This is a genomic window from Sulfurimonas sp. (genome assembly GCF_026196735.1).
GTDB lineage: Bacteria > Campylobacterota > Campylobacteria > Campylobacterales > Sulfurimonadaceae > Sulfurimonas.
Map to the genome: position 1 here is coordinate 276,471 of NZ_JAPHUF010000012.1, position 19,397 is coordinate 295,867.

Genomic DNA, 19,397 nt, shown 5'->3' on the forward strand with positions numbered 1-19,397 from the left:
AAATTGGTACTGTTTTTGCTATGATTTGGTATAATAATTCAATAAAGGCTAAAGTAGATGAAGATTGTATTGCGCAATAATCTTATTCTCATTACTACGGAATTTGAAGAATTAAGTATAAAATGGATGCAGGATTTTTTAAACCATCACACTAGAGGTATGCTTTTTTTATCAAAGTCTGTATTGGTTTTTAAAAATGAAACATTAACAAAAGTTAGAGAAACTTTTATAAGAGAATTAAGTCAATACCATGCGGACAAATATAATCTCTCACATGATTTTTTTCTGCGCTCGATGCTAAAATATGGAAATCAACCCATAAAAATAGAATTAAATAAACTTCAAAATCCGCAAATTGTTAAAGTCAACCTTTATGCTTATGACAAAAATACGGTGCTGATTACTTTGGATTATCCTAACTCATGGGTGATGAACTATCTTCGTTCTCAACTGGAAGTTTATGTTGAGAGGGGCACAGATATTTCTTTAGTGCTTGAAGTCTCAGACAATAAGGCAAAGGCTAGACTAGAGAGAGCTTTAAACAAACGCCATATACTGCATTATCAGATTCAATATACATATGACAACCATTTCATGAGTAAGCTTTATAGTGATTTTGCAAACTTTAGTTTTGGCGACCTTTGCAAAGTGGAAGAAGAGGAGTTAAATACTCGCTTTTATACCGTCTTAGAGTGCCCTATCGGAGCAAGCCAAGATGCACTTAAGAAAAGTTATAAGAAGTTAGCAAAAGTTTACCACCCTGATAAAATCGTGCATGAAACACCAACTATGGTAAAAAAATACACTCAAAAATTCCAACTTCTACAAGAAGCATATACGGCGTTAAGAATTCTTAGTTAAACAGTCCATCTATTAACTCATCTTTTCTGGTGCTTTTTACAAGTGCTTCGAAGTCATTTGAAGTATAAAGAGCAAGTTCTTTGCTCTGTAGTTGTAATAACTCCTTAGAGAATCCTCGTTTTGAGAAGAAGATTATTTGAGTCGGTTCTATCTCAAGTTTTTCACACTTTTCACGAAGTTTATGCAACTCTTTTTTATTTACAAAATGGTTAGTCCATTTACACTCTGATACATAGACTTTTTCATCATCGGTGACAGTTAAGATATCTATCTCGATATTTGCATCCCAATAGCTGCCTGAACTTAAAATTTGTGAGTCACGAAGGTTATAATTTAAAAGTACTTCTGAGAGTTCTTCAAAAACTAAACTTGTATAACTGTTTTGTCTTTTTTGAAAGTCTTTAAAAAAGTTCTCATACTCGCCGCTCATTATATCTTTGATATGTGGAACTATAAAATAAAACCAAAACCTTATAAACGGGTATGTAAAGAGGACTTTATGTGATATACGGTGTCTTGCAACCTCTCTTTTTAGTTTACCGTTTGGATTTAGACTTTTGGCAGGTTCTTCTCTTGAGAACTCTATTTGGATTAAACCTTTTTCTTGCAGGTGGTTAAGGGCAATACCGCCATTTTGGTTGTTTAATCCAGCTTTGTTAAAAGCAGAAAATATCCTTCTGTCTCCGACAGCAAGGGCATACAACAGTCTTGAGTACTCTTTGTTTTCCAATGTAAGCTCTGTAATTTGCTTGTTAAGAGACTCAAAATTTTCCAACACTAGCTCTTGTATTAAAAATGGAAGTTCTTTAGAAGTATCTATCTCCCAGCCGACACCGCCAAATATTGCAAAGTACTCAATCTGAATCTCCATGTCATCAGGATAATTTCTAACATAGAATGAACGGAATTGTTCTAAGAGTTTAAAATTTTTCATAAGCTATTCTATCATAATTCGCTGCCCCATTTCAACATATCTATCCCGTATTTTTCTCTTATCTCTTGCGAGTATTTTGTGAGTTTTTGCATTTTTGCTTCATCAGAGAAACCTATCAGAGAGAGCTCTTTTTTAGAGTCTCTTGTAAAGCTCGAACAGTTTATGCTGATTCTTATGACATGTAGTCTTTTGTGTATATCTGCTTCGTTAAAAAGTCTTAAACATAAAGAGTCAAACTTCTTCTCTGTGAAAACCTCGCTAAGAGAGATATTTTTATGAGATTTTTGATTCATCTCATAAGTAATAGAGAGATGAAATACAGTAGGGATTACATCAAGTTTTAAAATGGCAAAACTAAGATGACGAGTAAGTACATGTACTCTTCTGCTTAACTCACTTCTATCAAACTGCGGGTCAAAAGTTCGCGATATACCAATGCTTTTTCTTTTATGTTTTGTCTGAATCGGAGCATCACTCTCGCCATTTACTCTTGCAAATAGTTCTTTTGCATAGGGTCCCCAAGACTCAATCGTACCGCGTCTTTTTTTTAAATCTCCAAGTGTGTGGATTTGAGCAGAGTTAAGCTTTTCTTTCATACTTTTACCAATTCCCGCAAACTCCCCAACAGGCATTTTATCTATAAACTTATCAATCTCATGTGGATATATTATCTTAGAGCCAAAAGGTTTTGCAGCAGTAGTTGCCAACTTTGCGATGTATTTTGTTTTGGCAGCGCCGATAGATACCGGAAGTTTTACAACCTTTTTAATCTCATGTCTCAAATCATCTATGAAACGAGCCACATCTTCATCTTCAACCCAACCACTCAAATCCCCGTAAAACTCATCTATACTGGCTTGTTCGATAAGCGGTATTTTTGTTTGCAAAAATTCATGCAGCTCATGAGAGAGTTTTTGATAGAGTGACATGTTGGGTGCTTTTATGATTAAATCTGGACACAGACCTAAAGCCTCTTTTATGCTCATAGCAGTTTTTACTCCGTATGAACGAGCTTCATAAGAAGAAGTTGTAAGTATTCCTCTGACTCGACCATCATCATCTTTAAAGGCATCCAAATCGTCATCACTTTCTTCGTAAGTTTTATAAAATGTTGGAACAAATGAACCGGAGTTTTCAAAATTGACTGTCTGTTTTTTTGCATCTTTAGTAAAAATCTTTGTATCACTTCGCCCGCCGATTGCCACAGGCTTATGTTCAAGTGAAGGATCTTTGATGCGAGCGGCACTTACAAAAAAGCAGTCTATATCTATGTGTATTTTCATAAATTGATTATATATTAATCTACATGTATATGTTAAAAGCATGGCAAATTGCCATAAAACTTCTTGGCAATAAACATCTCCCTTGATAATTATCAATTAGCAATTTAGTCAAAGAGGTTATCATTACATTAAAACTAAATTAGGATAAAAAATGTCTAATATTAAAGAATTTATGACTCAAGACCATAAACATTGTGATGAGATTTTTGCACAGATGGAAGATGCCATTGCAAATAAAAGTACGGAGGCATTATCAAAATTTGAAGAATTTCAGGATGCTTTGACAAACCATTTCAAGATGGAAGAGATGGTTCTTTTCCCACAGTTTGAACATGCATCAGGCATGACGCAGGGACCAACTCAGGTTATGGTAATGGAGCATGAGCAGATGAGAGAGCTTCTTTCAAAGATGGAAATTGCAGTTCAAGAAAATGACAACGATAAATTTTTTGGTTTGTCTGAAACTCTTATGATTTTAATGCAACAGCATAATATGAAAGAAGAACAAATGCTTTATACTATGATTCAAGAACACTTGGGTGATGACGCAGACCATATCATTTCGCGTATGAGAACTGTCGCGTACTAGTTGAATCAAATCTAAGCAAAATATTTAACAATAGAGTTATAATTTACCGCTATAATTTCTCTCATGAAATATGTACTATTAATATTTATGCTTTTTTTCAGTGCTTGTAGTCTAAAAGACTACGAGATTACTCAAACAAAAATCATCATCATAAAATCACCAAAGATAAAGTTTTCAGATCTTGGATATTTAAGAAACAGTAGTGAAAAAATAGAGTTAGAACTATTTATAGCTGGTAAAACTGTAGAAAAAATCACTATCAATCATCTTATCTGTACCAGCGAAGGATGTATGAGCAAAAGTGGATTTAATGAAGATTATTTAAGCAAGTCATATCCTGATGAATTACTTCAAAACATACTTTTATCTCGTCCTATTTATGAGGGGATAAATCTGCAAAAAACAGCAGATGGGTTTGAACAACATGTACAAAATCAACATGTAGATATTTTATACAAAGTAGAGTCACATGTGACTTTTTTCAAAGATAGAAAAAACAATATAATTTTTAAGATAAAAGATACACAAATAAGGAAAGATATTGAGCAATAAATTTGTAGGAGCACACACTTCATCTAGCGGCGGTGTTTTTAACGCTATAACCCATGCACAGGAGATAGGTGCAAAAGCATTTGCACTTTTTACTAAAAACCAGAGACAGTGGGTGGCTAAAGATTTAGATACCCAAACTATTGATAAGTTTAAAAGATTACTTGATGAGAGCGGTATTTTGCCCAAACATGTACTTCCACACGATTCATACCTTATAAACCTTGGTCATCCAGAAATAGATAAACTGGAAAAATCAAGAGCGGCGTTTATCGATGAGTTGCAAAGATGTGAACAATTGGGTCTAGATAGACTAAACTTTCACCCTGGAAGTCATTTGGCAAAACTTAGTAAAAAAGACAAAGAAAATCCGCAAATAATGAAGCCAATCGAAGATAAATGCCTTGATATTATTGCAGAGTCAATCAACATAGCACTTGATAAAACAAGTGGAGTAAGTGCAGTTTTGGAAAATACAGCCGGTCAGGGAAGTAACCTTGGTTGGAAGTTTGAGCATTTAGCGCATATTATAGACAGGGTAGAAGATAAGTCTCGCGTGGGTGTCTGTATAGATACATGTCATATGTTTACAGCAGGTTATGACATTAGAACTAAAGAGGTTTATGAGAAGACTTGGGATGAGTTTGAAAAAATTGTCGGCTTTAAATATTTGATGGGTATGCATATAAATGATTCTAAAAAAGAGTTGGGTACACATGTAGATAGACATGATTCTATAGGTAAAGGATTTATCGGGCTAGATGCCTTTAAGTACATTATGAATGATGAGCGAATGGATGATATCCCTTTGATACTAGAGACGATAGATAGCAGTATTTGGAAAGAAGAGATAGAACTTTTATACTCTTTGGAGAATTAAGTAAATTTTGTGTAGAATCGATAAATTAAAATTATAAAGAGTAGGTATTTTATGAAAAAAATCACTTTATTATCGCTAGCTGCAACTTCTATGTTGATGGCAGGCGGATACAAAATACCTGAACTCTCTTTGAATGCTACTGCTCTTAGTTCTGCAAATGTTGCACACTCTAGTGGCGCTGATACAGCGTACTACAATCCTGCAAATATGGCCTTTATGAAAGATGAAAATCTTTTAGAAGCTGACTTGACTTACATTGGTCTTAGTGATACAAACTATAAAGGTACAGTTTCAGGAGTCGGTCCGCATGATTTAAGTGCAAAAAGAGAGAATTTTTTAGTTCCATCACTATTTTATGTATCTGGGGATGTAGACGGCGCTCGTTTTGGACTAAGTGTTGTGACTCCTTTTGGTTTGACAAAAAGATGGAATGAAGAACCGGCAAAAACTTCTGCAGAGGAGTTTACACTTGAGACAATTGAACTTAATCCAACCGTGGCACTTCCTATCAATGATAAACTGGCTATTGCAATTGGTCTTAGAGTAGTACATTCAAAAGGAATAGTTAAGAGTTACGGTACGACAGTTATTACACCTCCCGGTGCGCCGGCTGTTGTCTCTCGTGATATGGATGGTGACTCAATAGACTTTGGATATAACTTGGCACTGGCATATAAACCAACTTCTGAATTAGAGTTCGGTTTGACTTATCGTTCAAAAATTGATTTAAACTTAGAGGGAAATGCAAAACTCTCTGAGTCTCTTGGAAGTACAACATATGATGGTGGAACCAATCTATCTGTACCGTTGCCATCTGCATTAAACATAGCAGCAGCATATACATTTGCATCTAAGACTACTGTGGAATTTGTTTATGAGAGAACTTTCTGGTCTGAATATAAAGAGTTAGACTTTAATTATTCAGGAACGCTCTCTGCAGTTTTAACCGGTATATTTGACGATGCAGTAGCAAAAAATTGGAAAGATGTAAGTGCATACCGTTTGGGTATTACACAAAAAATGGATAAAGCAACTTTGATGTGCGGTATCGTATATGATGAAACACCCATACCTGAGTCAACATTGGGATTCGACCTGCCGGACTCTAATTCTCTGTCAGTTTCACTCGGTGGGCGATATCAGATAAATGAAAAAATGAACCTTGGTCTATCGGCTCTTTACTCGATGAGAGAGGATAGAACAGTCTCTAGCTCTTCATTGACGGGTGAGTTTACGGACTCGACAGCATTGCTTGTCTCTGTCGGTTTAGAATATAAATTTTAAGGAAATCTTTGGAAGCATTAATAAATTTTTTAGAGACCAAAAATGTTGAAAAATCTACAATATTTGAACAACTAAAATGTGATAAAAACGAAGCGCTAATACTTCAAGCTTTAGCAAAAAAATATATGCAAGGTCAAGATGATGTACTGATACTTGAGGTACTTCAAGAACTTTACGGCGACAAAGAGTATAAAATAGTCAATCATCTAAAAGATGTTAAAGTACTTTTAGAACTTGGATGGTTGCATCAACAAAGTTTTACTCCGATTAAAATATCTGAGGTTACGCCTTTAGAACTTTTAAGCTCTGCTGTAGGTCTTTCTCCCTCTATGTTGAAACTTCTGCAAGATGGAACACTGGAGAGTGATTTGCCAGACATCAAACCTTACTCTGATCATCTGGAATATCTTCAAGACCAATTTTTTCGCATAGAACTTTATCAAAAGATGAGTACAATCCGTCAAAATGTTCATGAACATTCGCTTGGCATTGATAGAACAAGACATAAGCTTAAACTTCTAGAACAGAGAATTGCAGAGAGAGTAGAACAGACTTCAGAGAAACTTGTTTTAGATAAATTTTTTAAACAAAAAAAGATGGATTCTAAAGAGCAGGTTATATTTTTAGCTCTGCTTCGTGAAGAGTACAGTGCCACTGATGCTTCTCTTCGTGAGATGAACAACCTTATAGAATTGATTTCATTAGATGAGTATGAACGCATTAAAAATCGCTCACTTTTAGAAGACGGTTCAAACCTTATTAATGAAGGAATTATTGATTATGAAGAAATGTTGAATCCATTTGGTGGAATTTCTCGGGCATTTTACATAGTTGATGATGTGCTTCAAAGTATCATCCATCCTCATAAAAACAAAAAAGTCCGCCGTTTGAAACTAAATGCATTGATAGACGAACAAGACATTTTTGAACTGGTTGAGCCTGAAACTTCTTTAGAAGATGTTGTTTTAGCAAATGAGACACAAGAGACACTTGGAAATCTTATGAGACAGCTTGACAAGGAAGTTATTGGCAGACTTGTTGAGTGGGGCATAAAAGACAAAAAACATGGGATAGATGCAAGGATAATTTTTTACGGTGCAGCCGGTACCGGTAAGACAATGACAGCTTATTCATTGGCAAAATCACTCAAGCGCCAAGTCCTTGCTTTTGACTGTTCAAAGATTTTATCTATGTATGTCGGTGAGAGTGAAAAAAATGTGCGTAAAATATTTGATACATTTTATGATCTTTGTGAAAAAACAAAGAGTGAGCCGATTTTGCTTTTAAACGAGGCAGACCAGTTTTTAGGTGCTCGTTCAAGCGGTGTAACCTCTGGAGCCGATCAGATGCACAATCAAATGCAAAATATCTTTTTAGAGCAGATTGAAAACTTTAAGGGAATGCTTATAGCAACTACTAACCTACTTGAAAATATAGACAAAGCATTCTCAAGAAGATTCAATTACAAAATAGAGTTTAAAAAACCAAACAAAGAGCAGAGACAAGAACTGTGGAAAAAAATGCTTCCCGCGGGTGCACCGTATGAGAAAAATTTTGATGTAAATGTGTTGGCAGAGTATGGCTTAACAGGCGGACAGATTAATCTAATCATAAAAAATACTGCGTATAGAGTTGCTGTTAGTGAAGAACCGCTATTTACATTAGAGGATTTCAAAAAAGAAATCAACAAAGAAAAAGATGCTAACTTTGACAGTGAAAAATCTATGGGGTTTTTAAATACATAAGATGAATGAATTTATGCTCCAAGCTGTAAAAGAGGCGTTAAAAGGGGTTCATAGCAATTATGGTGGACCTTTTGGAGCAGTTGTAGTAAACAACGGTAAGATTATCTCAAAGGCTCATAATCAAGTTATTAAAACAAATGACCCAACTGCCCATGCAGAGATAAATGCCATAAGAAAAGCCTCAAAAAAGCTTAACACTTTTGATTTAAGCGGATGTGAACTTTACACTACATGTATGCCGTGTCCGATGTGTTTGGGTGCTATAAAATGGGCAAATATAAAAACCGTATATTATGGGGCAACAAGCGAAGATGCTGATAAGATAGGTTTTAGAGACAAAGACTTTTATGACAAAGAGTTTTTAGAGCTAAAAAATATCGATAGGCAAGAGTGCTTAAAACCCTTTGTAGCATGGCAAAAAAAAGAGGATAAAATACTCTACTAAAATAGCAATTTTTGGATTGTTAAATCTTTTTAATTCGGTTATTATTTGAAAAAGAGCTAAAGAGACAAACCAAAAATCATAGTTGATGGTGCAAACACTACTGGTGAAAACCTAGCTGTCCACAACAACTTTAACTTTTGCTAAATCTTCCAAAGAATAACCCATTAAACCATTGATTTTCTCATCTATTGCATCAATGTTTTCACTGTTATCGTATCCGTGAGCCAAGGCAAATTTTAAAAGATATTTTTTTTCACTATTATAAATTTTTTCATTGAGAAAAAATGAATTTGGAACATTTAGTTTTTTCATAGCTTTTTGTTTCATGCTAAAGAGTTGGTTTACAGAAGCCTCAACAAGACCTAACTCTTCTATCTTTTTTTTATGTTGTGTATATTCTTGGGAATTTTTGTAGTTGGCAGCTTCAACTCTTTTAATCTCTTTATTTATAGATTTTATATATCTCTTTTTATCTTGAATAAGAATAAATACACTTGTGACAATGACTACAAATGAAAAAATTATTAACAATTCCATATTATATATTTTCCTTTTTTTTTGAATTTTTATGATTATATCTTTGCAAAAACTGTGTTTAGCTCAACAGAGTATTATCTTCATAGGTTTTCTTTTTGTTGGGTATAATAACAAAAAAAAGTGCTAGTAGTGTAAATAGAGGTTATAATGCCAATTCTAATAAAATGTATTACAATTCTACACACTTCTTCTAATGTTGATAAATGTTGTGTAGTATTTAGTAACAGCTGCCGGCTCAATTTTCCTTAAATACTTTCATTTAATACTCTTTTTGTTATAATCCGACTAACTGTTTTTTGTAAAAACATTTAAAAACATTACAGTTCAACGACTGATGTTTTTAAGTGTTTGAAAACAATAATAATTAAAAGGTAGGTTATATGGAGCATATTAGTACTGCAAATCCGTATTTTGGGGTATTTGTACTTTTTCTTGTAACATTTGGTGCATTTACAGCAACGACGATAATAGCTCGTTTAGCAAGTCGCGCTTTAGCAGCTAAAGATACTGAAAAAATCAAGTTATCAGTTTATGAGTGTGGACCTGAGGTTACTAGACAACCAAATAGAATTTCACCACAGTTTTATCTATTCGCATTACTGTTTTTACTATTTGATGTAGAGATAGTTTTTATGTTCCCATGGGCAGTAGACTTTAAACTACTTGGATGGTTTGGTTTCGCTGAGATGTTAATGTTTATTTTATTGTTAACAGTAGGTTTCGTATATGCATGGAAAAAAGGAGCGCTTGAATGGCACAGCATAAAGTAAATTATACACAAGATGGTGGCTTACCTGTAGCACTTACAAGTATAGATAAAATCGTAAACTGGGGTCGTTCAAATTCTATTTGGGCACTTACTTACGGTCTTGCTTGTTGTGGTATTGAGATGATGGCTTCTGGAGCTTCAAGATATGACTTTGACCGTTTTGGAACAATCTTTAGAGCGTCTCCTCGTCAGGCAGATGTTATGATTGTAGCAGGAACTCTTACGAAAAAGCACGCTGAGTTTATTAAAAGACTTTATGACCAGATGACAGAACCTAAATGGGTAATATCTATGGGTTCATGTGCAAACACAGGTGGTATGTTTAACACTTACGCAACTGTTCAGGGTGTTGATAGAATTATTCCTGTTGATTTATATCTTCCTGGTTGTGCTCCTCGTCCTGAAACACTTCAGTATGGAGTTATGTTACTACAGAAAAAAATCCGTGCTAATGAAGCTTCAAGAGCTCAAAAAGCAAAAAGGTTAATGTAATGAGAGCATATACACCTAAAGATGATGTACAAGCAAAAGCATATTATACTGATAGATTTTATGTTTCCCCTCAAGTTCCTAAGCAAAAGCCAGAGAGCGATGAAGTATTCAACGCTGATTTAGAAGCTATAAAAGCTAAGTTTGAAGTTACCGATGCTTATATCCAAGTTGAACAATTGGTTATCTATATAAATGCTAATGATATATATGGTGTACTTGAATTGATGAGAGACGAGCTAGAATATACACAACTTTCAGAAATGAGTGCAATAGATTGGTTAGCAAAAGGGAACAAATTTGAGATTTTTTACCAAATGTTGAGTATGAATAAGCGTAAGAGAATTCGTGTTAAGTATTTTATAGAAAATGGTCAAGCTGTTGACTCTGTTGAAAAGCTTTTCCGTTCTGCTGACTGGTCTGAGCGTGAAATGTTTGACATGTTCGGTATCGAAGCAAACGGTCATCCATTTATGAAAAGAATCCTTATGCCTTATGACTGGCAAGGTTTCCCTCTACTTAAAACTTACCCACTACAAGGTGATGAGTTTGCTGCATGGTATGAAGTAGATAAGATTTATGGAAAAGAAGCAAGAGATATTATCGGGCCAGAACTTCGTGATACCGCTAAGGTAGATAGATATGATAGTGAGAGATTTGCTCGTTTAGGACATGAAGTGCCTAAGGGGACTAAAATCACTGGTAATGAGCCTAAAAATGAGCAAAATTATCAAGAAGATGATGGTGTTTTCATGATTAAAAAATTCGATAAAAAAGATTCGGTCGTTATTGACGACCCTCAAAGATAGGTAGAGATATGGCACAAATAAAAAATAGATTAACACCGTTTTTTGAAAATATCACTTTTGACAGAGAAGATAATGAGATGATCTTAAACTTCGGTCCACAGCACCCTTCGGCGCATGGACAGCTTCGTTTAATGCTTCATCTGCAACAAGAGCAGATTACAAAAGCTCATCCGGATGTAGGTTATCTTCATCGTGGTATGGAGAAGATGGCTGAAAATATGATATACAACGAGTTCATGCCGACAACTGACCGTATGGACTATATTGCATCATCTTCAAACAACTACGGTTTTGCACTAGCAGTTGAGAAACTCGTAGGATTAGATGTTCCTCGTCGTGCTCAAGTTATCCGTATGATGCTTTTAGAGATTAACCGTCTTATGTCTCACCTTTTCTGGTTAGCTACTACAGCACTGGATATCGGGGCTATGACAGTATTTCTTTTTGCATTCCGTGAAAGAGAATATCTTATGGATATTATTGAAGGTTACTGTGGAGCTAGACTTACTCATGCGGCTATTCGTATTGGCGGGGTTCCTTTAGATATTCAAGACAGCTTCATTTCTCAACTAAGAATATTTTTAGATAAATTACCTCAAAATATTAAAGATTATGAAGACCTTCTTGATACTAACCGTATCTGGTTAATGAGAATGGAAGAAGTAGGAACTATACCAACTGAGATGGCACTTTCTTGGGGTTGTACAGGTCCAATGCTTAGAGCTTCAGGAGTTAAATGGGACATTCGTAAAGAAGAGCCATATGAGCTTTATGACGAAGTAGAGTTTGATGTACCTTGGTCTGACAAAGGCGATAACTTTGCAAGATACCGTATATATATGGAAGAGATGAGAGAGTCTGCAAAGATTCTTTATCAAACGATTGACATGTATCAAAAGTGTGTTAAAGATGGTCAAACTGAGTTGATGGCTCACTCGCCGAAATATATCTCAGCTCCAAAGCTTGATATTATGACTCAAAACTATTCGCTTATGCAACACTTTGTTCTTGTTACTCAAGGTATGAGACCACCGGTAGGTGAAGTTTATGTTGCTACTGAATCGCCAAAAGGTGAACTTGGTTTTTACATCAATTCTCAGGGTGGACCTTATCCATATAGACTAAAGATGCGTGCACCGTCTTTTTGGCATACAGGAATTTTAACTGACCTTTTACCTGGTCACTATATTCCGGATGTTGTTTCTATCATTGGTACAACAAATATCGTATTTGGTGAGGTTGACAGATAATGAAAAGATATGATTTAAGACACTTAAAAACTGAGTTTGAACCTAGAATGAAAGAAATTTTAGGAACTCATAATGCAGGCGAGGTAGCAATCTTTTTATTTGAAATCGGAGATTTTACTCCTATTCAAAAATCAGCAGATTTAGTAAAAGAGTGTGGTTATGAGTTAATGAACTCTTTAAAGTTTAACGAAGTCGACTGGACTATCGTAGTAAAAAAATAGTTAGGGATATAATTTGAGTAAAGTATATTTTTCTACTTGGAACGGTGAATCTATAAACAATATAGGCAAGCCAGAAGAAGAGTGGGAAGAATCAGCATATGATTTACCGGCACAATATGATGACCATCGAGATTCTAAGGCCTTTATTGGTTGGGATGGTGTTGCATTATTTAATGCTGATGTAGATGTAATCCGTTTAGCAATGGAGTATGCTGCACAGTATCAAGAGTATTCTGAAGCATGTGGAAGATGTGCACCTGGAAGATGGGGTGGACGGATTCTATATGACCAATTAGATAAAATTGCTCGTGGTGAAGGCGCAGTAGCTGATTTAGACCACTTAAAAGAGATTGGTAAAAGTATGCAAATCACTTCAAAATGTGAGATTGGAAAAACAGTTCCAAACCCTATTATTGATTTGATGACACACTTTGAAGATGTGTTTATGGATTGTATAACAAACCAAAAGCAATCAAAACATTATAATGAGAGTGTTGGTTATATTGCCAAAATAACAGCACCTTGTACAGATGCATGTCCATCTCATGTTGACATTCCCGGCTATATAGAGGGTGTTAGAGATTTGAGAATGGATGACTCGCTGATAGCTACTCGTCAGACTATGCCTCTTGCACATGTTTGTGGTCGTGTTTGTCCACATCCGTGTGAAGATGCATGTCGTCGTACAAACCTTGATGAGCCTATTTCTATTATGGCACTTAAAAGACTTGGTGCTGATTGGGAAACTGATCACGGCTTTGATTTTTTCCATCCAATGGAGAAAAAACCCGATAATGGCAAAAAAGTTGCAATTATCGGAGCAGGTCCTGCAGGTTTAACTACGGCTTACTATTTAGCAGCTGATGGTGTGCAATGTGATGTTTATGAAGAGCTTCCGGTTCTTGGTGGTGAAGTTGCTGTCGGTGTACCTGAATACAGAATGCCCATAGATAAATACAACCAAGATATTGAGTGTGTTAAAGATATGGGTGTTAATTTTATTACTAATACTAGAATTAATGCTGATGATATGAGAAGATTTGAGAAAGAGTATGATGCGACTATGGTTGCAACAGGGACTCGTATCTCGAAAAAAGTTCGTTGTGATAATGAAAGACCTGAAATTAAAGGTTATTGGTCTGCTATAGAGATGCTTGACCAGATTAATCTTTGGGATAAGTATGAGATAGGTGAGAAAGTAGACTTAACGGGTAAAACAGTTGTTTGTGTTGGTGGTGGATTTACATCTATGGATGTTGTTCGTTGTGCAATTCGTGCAAATGCAAAAAAAGTTTATATGATTTATCGTAGAGATGAAAAAACAATTATCCGTAATACTACTTATGAAGAGTACCATGAAGCTGTAGAAGAGGGTGTTGAGTTTTTATTTCACTCAGCTGTAAATACTATGGTTGATGAAAATGATGTTTTAAAGTCACTTGTGATAGACAAATTTGAATTAGTGCCTGATCCAGACGGTGGACGCCCAAGTTTAGAGTTGATAGAAGGCGCTTCTTATACAATTGAAACAGATTTTTTAATTCCTGCAGTTTCTCAGTCAGCTGACTTAAAGTTGCTTCCTGAGGAGTGGGAAATTGAGATGACTTCATGGGGAACAATCAAAACAAACGGCAAAGACTACATGACATCTCGCAAAGGTATTTTTGCTTCTGGAGATTGTGAATATGGTCCTATGACTATTGTAAACGCTGTTGGCCAAGCTAAACGCGGTGCTTCAGTTATGAGTAGATATATTCATACCGGAGAGATTACTCTTACTGATGATGAGATTATGGAAGACCACCTTCGTAAGCTTAAGGTTTATGATAAAAAAGAGAAAGTAACTGGTTGGTTACCGGGATTACCAAGAGAACATAGCGAAGTACTTGGTGTTGATGATCGTAAATACAACAACAAAGAAGTTAATTTAGGATTCACTCAAGAAGAAGCTATGAGTGAAGCTGATCGTTGTATGCGCTGTTATTACATTGCTATGGTAGCTACTTAGGAGGTATGGATATGGATAAAATAATTAATTTTAAAATTAACGGTATCTCTGTAGAAGCTCAAAAGGGCGAGACTATTTTAACTGTAGCCCGCAAAAATGACATCTATATTCCTACAATGTGTTATATCTCTAAAACTACTCCATGCGCATCTTGTCGTATGTGTGTTGTTGAAGCTTCGGGAGTTGAAGGTTTTGTACTTTCATGTAATACTCCTCCGACTGAAGGCATAGAGATTACTACTAATAATGCAGAGTTAGAGAATGAACGAATAAACATTATGAAGCTTTATGATGTAAATCACCCTTTAGAGTGTGGTGTTTGCGATAAATCAGGTGAATGTGATTTACAAAATAAGACTTTAGAATTTGATATACAAAAACAAAACTTTTCTGCTCGTGATCAGGCTCGTCCGATACAGCAGTGGGGACTTATCAATTATGACCCTGCTTTATGTATTTTATGCGAAAAGTGTGTACATGTATGTAATGAAGTAATCGGTGATGATGCTATTGAAGTCAAGTTTGGCGGATACAGTTCTGTGATTATTCCAAAAAATGCTGATACGCTTGATTGTACATTTTGTGGAGAGTGTATCGCGGTTTGTCCGGTTGGTGCACTAATTAGCTCTGACTTTCAGTACAAAGCAAATTCATGGGAACTTTCTCGTGTTCCTGCTACATGTGCGCACTGTTCTGCAGGTTGTTCACTTGAGTATGAAACAAGACATATGGGTATAAACGGTGCAGATGAACTCTATAGAGTTAAAAATAACTTTGAGTTTACATCACTGTGTGGAGCTGGACGCTTTGGATTTGATTTTGACAATAAAGCTACTAAAGATGATGCCGCATTTCATAAGGCAGTTGAAGCTCTTAAAAATGCTGCCGCTATTAGATTTTCTTCGATTATTACTAATGAAGAGGCTCATATCTTACAACTCTTGAAAGAGAAACTTGGGATTAAGCTTTTCAATGAAGATGCAAGAAAATTTGCAGAGTTTATGAAATCGTACAGTTCTGTTAGTGGAAAACTTCATCACAGCGGTTCACTTGATGCGATTAAACAATCCGATGCTGCAATAATTCTTGGAAGTAGAATAGCAACTGATAACCCTGGCGTAAGATATGCTCTAACAACCGCTGCTCGCCATAATGGAGCAAAAATAGTTTATGCTCATCCTATGGAAGATGTTTTAATGCAAAATGTTACTACTCAGATGATGAAATACGAAGTAGGAACAGAAGAGGGCGTTATAGCACTTTTAGCTAGTGCAATCTTGAGCGATGCTGATTTAGATGAGAGTGAAAAAGCTTTCTTTGATGATTTAGACTTAGGTTATATTTATGCTGAAACAAACTTAGGTGAAGAAGAATTTTCATTGATGATGAAGTCATTCTCAAGAGCAAAAAACCGTGTACTTATAGTCGGTAACGATTTAATCGCACACGAGCGTTCAGATAATATAGCCAAATTAGTAGCACTGATAGAAAAATACAGTGACTTCTCTATAGTTGTAGTTCCTCGTGAGGTAAATACTCTTGGTGTTTCACTAATAAACACACTTGATATTGATGAAGATATTATTGATGTTGTAGGGTATAACGACAATGGTAACTTTGTAATCTCTTCTTTAGAGTATGCAAATTTATCAGTTCCTGCGTTAAATCAACAAGAAGGAACGGTAGTTAGCATAGACAACAGAGTCCTTCCGACAAATGCCGCACTGGGATTTGATGGGTATAATTTAAATGACCTGGCAAATGCTCTTGGCATTCATAAAAAGAATACAATTGATTATACGAAAGAGTTAAATACAAATGCCGGTTTTAAAGATATAGAGTTTGATAATTTAGAGAATTTCTTGTCAAAAATGGGTGATGATGTGCGTGGTTATCTTCTTGATGAAGTTACATGTCAAGCTGATGGTCAACTTGAAGAACTTGATGACTTACCTGAGTTCAACGGTACTATTATTTATCATGCAGACCCTGTTCTTCAGTTTAATGCATACACAAATAAAACTAAACAGTTAGAAAAAGATAATTTTTTAAGAGGTTCCGCTCAGTTTAGTGTAGCTGCTAAAATCTCAGATGGAGATATAGTAGATATTACTTTTGGGTCTACTACAATCCAAAGAGAGTTTAAGCTAGATTCAGAACTTAAAGGAACGATAGCACTAAATCCTACATTTGATATAAATGTAGATCCTAGTAGATATAGGTTTGAAAAATCCAAAATAGTGAGAGTAATGTAATGAGTAAAATTACTATAAATATTGATGGTAAAGAAGTTGAGACACAAGAGGGTGAATATATACTTAATGCCGCTCGTGCAAACGATATTTTTATACCCGCAATTTGTTATTTGACAAGGTGTAGCCCTACCTTAGCTTGTCGTATATGTCTTGTTGAAGCTGATGGAAAACAAGTTTATGCTTGTAATGCAAAAAGTAAAGATGGCATGGAAATCACGACTTCGACAGAAAATATCGAAAAAGAGCGTCGTGCAATTATGGAAGTTTATGATGTAAATCATCCTCTTCAATGCGGCGTTTGTGACCAGTCTGGTGAGTGTGAATTGCAAAACTATACTTTAGAAATGGGTGTTGATTCACAGAGTTACGCTGTTAAAGATGTAGATAGAAGTGACATAGATTGGGGGCACTTACACTATAACCCTGGTTTGTGTATAGTTTGTGAAAGATGTGTAACTGCATGTAAAGATATGATAGGTGATAACTCTCTAAAGACTGTTCCTCGCGGTGCTGATGCACTTGAAGCTGAGTACAAAGAGAATATGCCTAAAGATGCATACGCAATGTGGAACAAACTTAACAAATCTCTAATTGGTTTGACTTCCGGCGAAGAGATGCTTGACTGTACATCATGTGGTGAATGTGCCGCTGTATGTCCGGTTGGTGCTTTAGTTGATACTCACTATATCTATAAAACAAATGCTTGGGAATGTAAACAGATACCTGCTACATGTGGACACTGTTCTGCCGGATGTCAAATATCTTATGATGTTAAGCATACAAGTATCGAAAATACAGAAGATAAAATATATCGTGTTATGAATGAGTGGAATTATGTCTCTCTTTGTGGTGCCGGCCGTTATGGTTTTGATTATGAAAACAGAGTTGAATCTAAAGACAAAGATGCATTTGCTAAGGCGATAGAAGCATTTAAAAAAGCTGATACAATTGAGTTTACTTCTACTATTACAAACGAAGAAGCTTTTATTCTTCAATCACTCAAAGAAAAACTTGGTGTTAAGCTTGTAAACTCTGAAGCAAAAGCATTTCAAACTTTTTTAAATAACTATAGTGAGATAAGTGGAACTAGGCTTTACGGCAATGACCTTGAAGCTACTCATGATGCTAACTTTGTTATATCGGTTGGAACGGCACTAAAAAGTGACAATCCAAATGCAAGATATGCTTTAAATAACTCAATGAAAGTAAATAAAGGTGCTGGACTTTACTTCCATCCTGTAAAAGACCCTATTATTGAAGGTCTTGGAAAAAGTATTATGACAGTTTATCATGCTCCACTCCAAGAAGAAGCAGCGCTTTATTTGGTGCTTGACCTATTTGGAGATAAAGAAAAACTTCCATCAGATGTTACTGATTATCTAGCTTCGTTTCATTCTGAGAAAACTATTACAGTTACAGAGACTATTAAAGAAGAAGTAGTAGAGATTGTAAAAGTTATGAAAAAGAACGAAGAGACAGGCGAAGAGGAAGAAGTAGAAGAAGAGAAGAAAAAGATGGTTCCTAAAAAAATCGAAAAAGAAGTTGTTGTCGATGATAACAAACTTTTAGAAATTTTGGGTGCTGATGATAATTTTATGGAAGATCTGGATAAAAACCTTAAGAAGAAAGATTCTTTTGCTTTGATGGCGGGACCGGACTTATATACTCATCCAAATTCTAAAAACCTTGCTCGTCTTTTAGGGCTAATTGAAAAATATAGTGATATCAAAATTACTATGATACCGACATTAACTAACTCACTTGGTGTTGCACTTATTTGTGACCTTGATGATACTAAAGGTTCATATAGCGTTGGCTACAACACTAAAGCAGACTTTACTCTTAGTGCATTAGGTGACGGCGACTTGGATATGCCTGCAATTAATCAGCAAGAGGGAACTCTAACAAGTGTCAATAAAAGAGTTAATCCTACAAATGCGGCACTCTCATATAAAGGCTACACTCTTAATGATATCGCAAATGAGTTGGGATTAAAAGCTGTGAACACTATAGATTATACAGCTCTGCTTCCTGTTGCATCAGGATTTAAAGCTCAAGACTTTGACAGCTTACCGAATCATTATGACAATGATGGTACTGAGCATCGTGGATATCTTTTAGACAATGTAAAAGTTAAAGCATCTTCTGATGAGTCAGTAGAGAAGTTTAGTGATGCAAAAATGCAAGGAACTCTTATATATATGGCTAACCCTGTAAGACAATTTACTGAATTTACATATAAAACTACTAACTTGGATGAAGTTAGCGGTATCTATATGAGTGAAGAGTTCTTAAGTAAGTCTGATTTAAATGAAGGAGACAGTGTGAGAGTTAAGAGCGAGAATGGTGAACTTGTTGTTAATATAGTAAGTGATAACAAAATTAGTGGGGATGTCGCACTTTTACCAACATTTGATTCTAAAATAAATTCAGAGGCATTGTTTAGCTCATACCGCTTTGCAACAGCTTCGATTGAAAAGGTGTAATAT

The 19,397-nt window shown here is 35.4% G+C and carries 18 protein-coding genes; 15 read left to right on the top strand and 3 right to left on the bottom strand.

Features of this window, described 5'->3' with window-relative positions:
• Positions 1–57: 57 nt before the first annotated feature.
• Complete coding sequence (locus OQK60_RS07670) at positions 58–861, top strand: J domain-containing protein (RefSeq protein ID WP_297685707.1); 804 nt, start codon at positions 58–60, stop codon at positions 859–861.
• Here the strand turns inward: OQK60_RS07670 and OQK60_RS07675 are convergent.
• Together OQK60_RS07675 and OQK60_RS07680 are read right to left on the bottom strand one after the other, a co-directional pair.
• Positions 854–1,795 carry a DUF234 domain-containing protein gene (locus OQK60_RS07675; protein WP_297685709.1) on the bottom strand — a complete coding sequence of 314 codons (942 nt, stop codon included), beginning with the start codon at positions 1,793–1,795 and terminating at the stop codon, positions 854–856. The genes OQK60_RS07670 and OQK60_RS07675 overlap by 8 nt on opposite strands.
• 11 nt (positions 1,796–1,806) lie before the next feature.
• Positions 1,807–3,078 carry a DNA polymerase IV gene (locus OQK60_RS07680; RefSeq protein ID WP_297685711.1) on the bottom strand — a complete coding sequence of 424 codons (1,272 nt, stop codon included), beginning with the start codon at positions 3,076–3,078 and terminating at the stop codon, positions 1,807–1,809.
• Between the two features lie 151 nt (positions 3,079–3,229).
• Between OQK60_RS07680 and OQK60_RS07685 the strand changes: the two genes are divergently transcribed.
• The 6 genes from OQK60_RS07685 (at position 3,230) to OQK60_RS07710 (ending at position 8,570) form a co-directional block, all read left to right on the top strand.
• Positions 3,230–3,667 (top strand): hemerythrin domain-containing protein, encoded by a 438-nt coding sequence (locus OQK60_RS07685; protein WP_297685713.1) that lies wholly within the window; start codon positions 3,230–3,232, stop codon positions 3,665–3,667.
• A 63-nt stretch (positions 3,668–3,730) separates the two neighbouring features.
• Positions 3,731–4,219, top strand: coding sequence for a hypothetical protein (locus OQK60_RS07690; protein WP_297685715.1), 489 nt, complete (start codon positions 3,731–3,733; stop codon positions 4,217–4,219).
• Positions 4,209–5,096 carry a deoxyribonuclease IV gene (nfo, locus tag OQK60_RS07695; protein ID WP_297685717.1) on the top strand — a complete coding sequence of 296 codons (888 nt, stop codon included), beginning with the start codon at positions 4,209–4,211 and terminating at the stop codon, positions 5,094–5,096. The genes OQK60_RS07690 and nfo overlap by 11 nt, the downstream gene beginning before the upstream one ends.
• 51 nt (positions 5,097–5,147) lie before the next feature.
• Positions 5,148–6,380, top strand: coding sequence for an outer membrane protein transport protein (locus OQK60_RS07700; RefSeq protein WP_297685719.1), 1,233 nt, complete (start codon positions 5,148–5,150; stop codon positions 6,378–6,380).
• 8 nt (positions 6,381–6,388) lie between these two features.
• The gene (locus OQK60_RS07705) at positions 6,389–8,125 is read left to right on the top strand and encodes an ATP-binding protein (RefSeq protein ID WP_297685721.1); all 1,737 of its coding nucleotides are present in this window, start codon (positions 6,389–6,391) and stop codon (positions 8,123–8,125) included.
• A 1-nt stretch (position 8,126) separates the two neighbouring features.
• Positions 8,127–8,570, top strand: coding sequence for a nucleoside deaminase (locus OQK60_RS07710; RefSeq protein ID WP_297685722.1), 444 nt, complete (start codon positions 8,127–8,129; stop codon positions 8,568–8,570).
• 111 nt (positions 8,571–8,681) lie between these two features.
• On the opposite strand, the gene OQK60_RS07715 is transcribed toward OQK60_RS07710, so the two are convergent.
• The gene (locus OQK60_RS07715; protein WP_297685724.1) at positions 8,682–9,107 is read right to left on the bottom strand and encodes a hypothetical protein; all 426 of its coding nucleotides are present in this window, start codon (positions 9,105–9,107) and stop codon (positions 8,682–8,684) included.
• 380 nt (positions 9,108–9,487) lie between these two features.
• On the opposite strand from OQK60_RS07715, the gene OQK60_RS07720 reads away from it, so the two are divergent.
• The 8 genes from OQK60_RS07720 to OQK60_RS07755 are packed head-to-tail and all read left to right on the top strand — an operon-like array spanning position 9,488 to position 19,394.
• Positions 9,488–9,877, top strand: coding sequence for an NAD(P)H-quinone oxidoreductase subunit 3 (locus OQK60_RS07720; RefSeq protein ID WP_297685726.1), 390 nt, complete (start codon positions 9,488–9,490; stop codon positions 9,875–9,877).
• Complete coding sequence (locus OQK60_RS07725) at positions 9,859–10,368, top strand: NADH-quinone oxidoreductase subunit B family protein (protein WP_297685728.1); 510 nt, start codon at positions 9,859–9,861, stop codon at positions 10,366–10,368. The genes OQK60_RS07720 and OQK60_RS07725 overlap by 19 nt, the downstream gene beginning before the upstream one ends.
• A complete protein-coding gene (locus OQK60_RS07730) occupies positions 10,368–11,174 on the top strand; it encodes an NADH-quinone oxidoreductase subunit C (protein ID WP_297685730.1) in 807 nt (268 codons plus the stop codon). Before OQK60_RS07725 ends, OQK60_RS07730 begins: the two co-directional genes overlap by 1 nt.
• A gap of 8 nt (positions 11,175–11,182) precedes the next feature.
• The gene (gene nuoD / locus OQK60_RS07735; protein WP_297685732.1) at positions 11,183–12,424 is read left to right on the top strand and encodes an NADH dehydrogenase (quinone) subunit D; all 1,242 of its coding nucleotides are present in this window, start codon (positions 11,183–11,185) and stop codon (positions 12,422–12,424) included.
• Entirely contained in the window at positions 12,424–12,645 is a 222-nt protein-coding gene (locus OQK60_RS07740; RefSeq protein WP_297685734.1) for an NADH-ubiquinone oxidoreductase subunit E family protein, read from the top strand. Before nuoD ends, OQK60_RS07740 begins: the two co-directional genes overlap by 1 nt.
• 13 nt (positions 12,646–12,658) lie before the next feature.
• A complete protein-coding gene (locus OQK60_RS07745; protein ID WP_297685736.1) occupies positions 12,659–14,653 on the top strand; it encodes an FAD-dependent oxidoreductase in 1,995 nt (664 codons plus the stop codon).
• 11 nt (positions 14,654–14,664) lie between these two features.
• On the top strand, positions 14,665–16,908 hold the full coding sequence (locus OQK60_RS07750; RefSeq protein WP_297685738.1) for an NADH-quinone oxidoreductase subunit G: 2,244 nt from the start codon (positions 14,665–14,667) through the stop codon (positions 16,906–16,908).
• A complete protein-coding gene (locus tag OQK60_RS07755; protein ID WP_297685740.1) occupies positions 16,908–19,394 on the top strand; it encodes an NADH-quinone oxidoreductase subunit G in 2,487 nt (828 codons plus the stop codon). Before OQK60_RS07750 ends, OQK60_RS07755 begins: the two co-directional genes overlap by 1 nt.
• Positions 19,395–19,397 lie beyond the last annotated feature (3 nt).

Bases quoted from the DNA above. Each gene is read 5' to 3' on its own strand.
- OQK60_RS07670 (WP_297685707.1), top strand. From the start codon at position 58: ATGAAGATTGTATTGCGCAATAATCTTATTCTCATTACTACGGAATTT.
- OQK60_RS07675 (WP_297685709.1), bottom strand. From the start codon at position 1,795: ATGAAAAATTTTAAACTCTTAGAACAATTCCGTTCATTCTATGTTAGA.
- OQK60_RS07680 (WP_297685711.1), bottom strand. From the start codon at position 3,078: ATGAAAATACACATAGATATAGACTGCTTTTTTGTAAGTGCCGCTCGC.
- OQK60_RS07685 (WP_297685713.1), top strand. From the start codon at position 3,230: ATGTCTAATATTAAAGAATTTATGACTCAAGACCATAAACATTGTGAT.
- OQK60_RS07690 (WP_297685715.1), top strand. From the start codon at position 3,731: ATGAAATATGTACTATTAATATTTATGCTTTTTTTCAGTGCTTGTAGT.
- OQK60_RS07700 (WP_297685719.1), top strand. From the start codon at position 5,148: ATGAAAAAAATCACTTTATTATCGCTAGCTGCAACTTCTATGTTGATG.
- OQK60_RS07710 (WP_297685722.1), top strand. From the start codon at position 8,127: ATGAATGAATTTATGCTCCAAGCTGTAAAAGAGGCGTTAAAAGGGGTT.
- OQK60_RS07715 (WP_297685724.1), bottom strand. From the start codon at position 9,107: ATGGAATTGTTAATAATTTTTTCATTTGTAGTCATTGTCACAAGTGTA.
- OQK60_RS07720 (WP_297685726.1), top strand. From the start codon at position 9,488: ATGGAGCATATTAGTACTGCAAATCCGTATTTTGGGGTATTTGTACTT.
- OQK60_RS07725 (WP_297685728.1), top strand. From the start codon at position 9,859: ATGGCACAGCATAAAGTAAATTATACACAAGATGGTGGCTTACCTGTA.
- OQK60_RS07730 (WP_297685730.1), top strand. From the start codon at position 10,368: ATGAGAGCATATACACCTAAAGATGATGTACAAGCAAAAGCATATTAT.
- nuoD (WP_297685732.1), top strand. From the start codon at position 11,183: ATGGCACAAATAAAAAATAGATTAACACCGTTTTTTGAAAATATCACT.
- OQK60_RS07740 (WP_297685734.1), top strand. From the start codon at position 12,424: ATGAAAAGATATGATTTAAGACACTTAAAAACTGAGTTTGAACCTAGA.
- OQK60_RS07750 (WP_297685738.1), top strand. From the start codon at position 14,665: ATGGATAAAATAATTAATTTTAAAATTAACGGTATCTCTGTAGAAGCT.
- OQK60_RS07755 (WP_297685740.1), top strand. From the start codon at position 16,908: ATGAGTAAAATTACTATAAATATTGATGGTAAAGAAGTTGAGACACAA.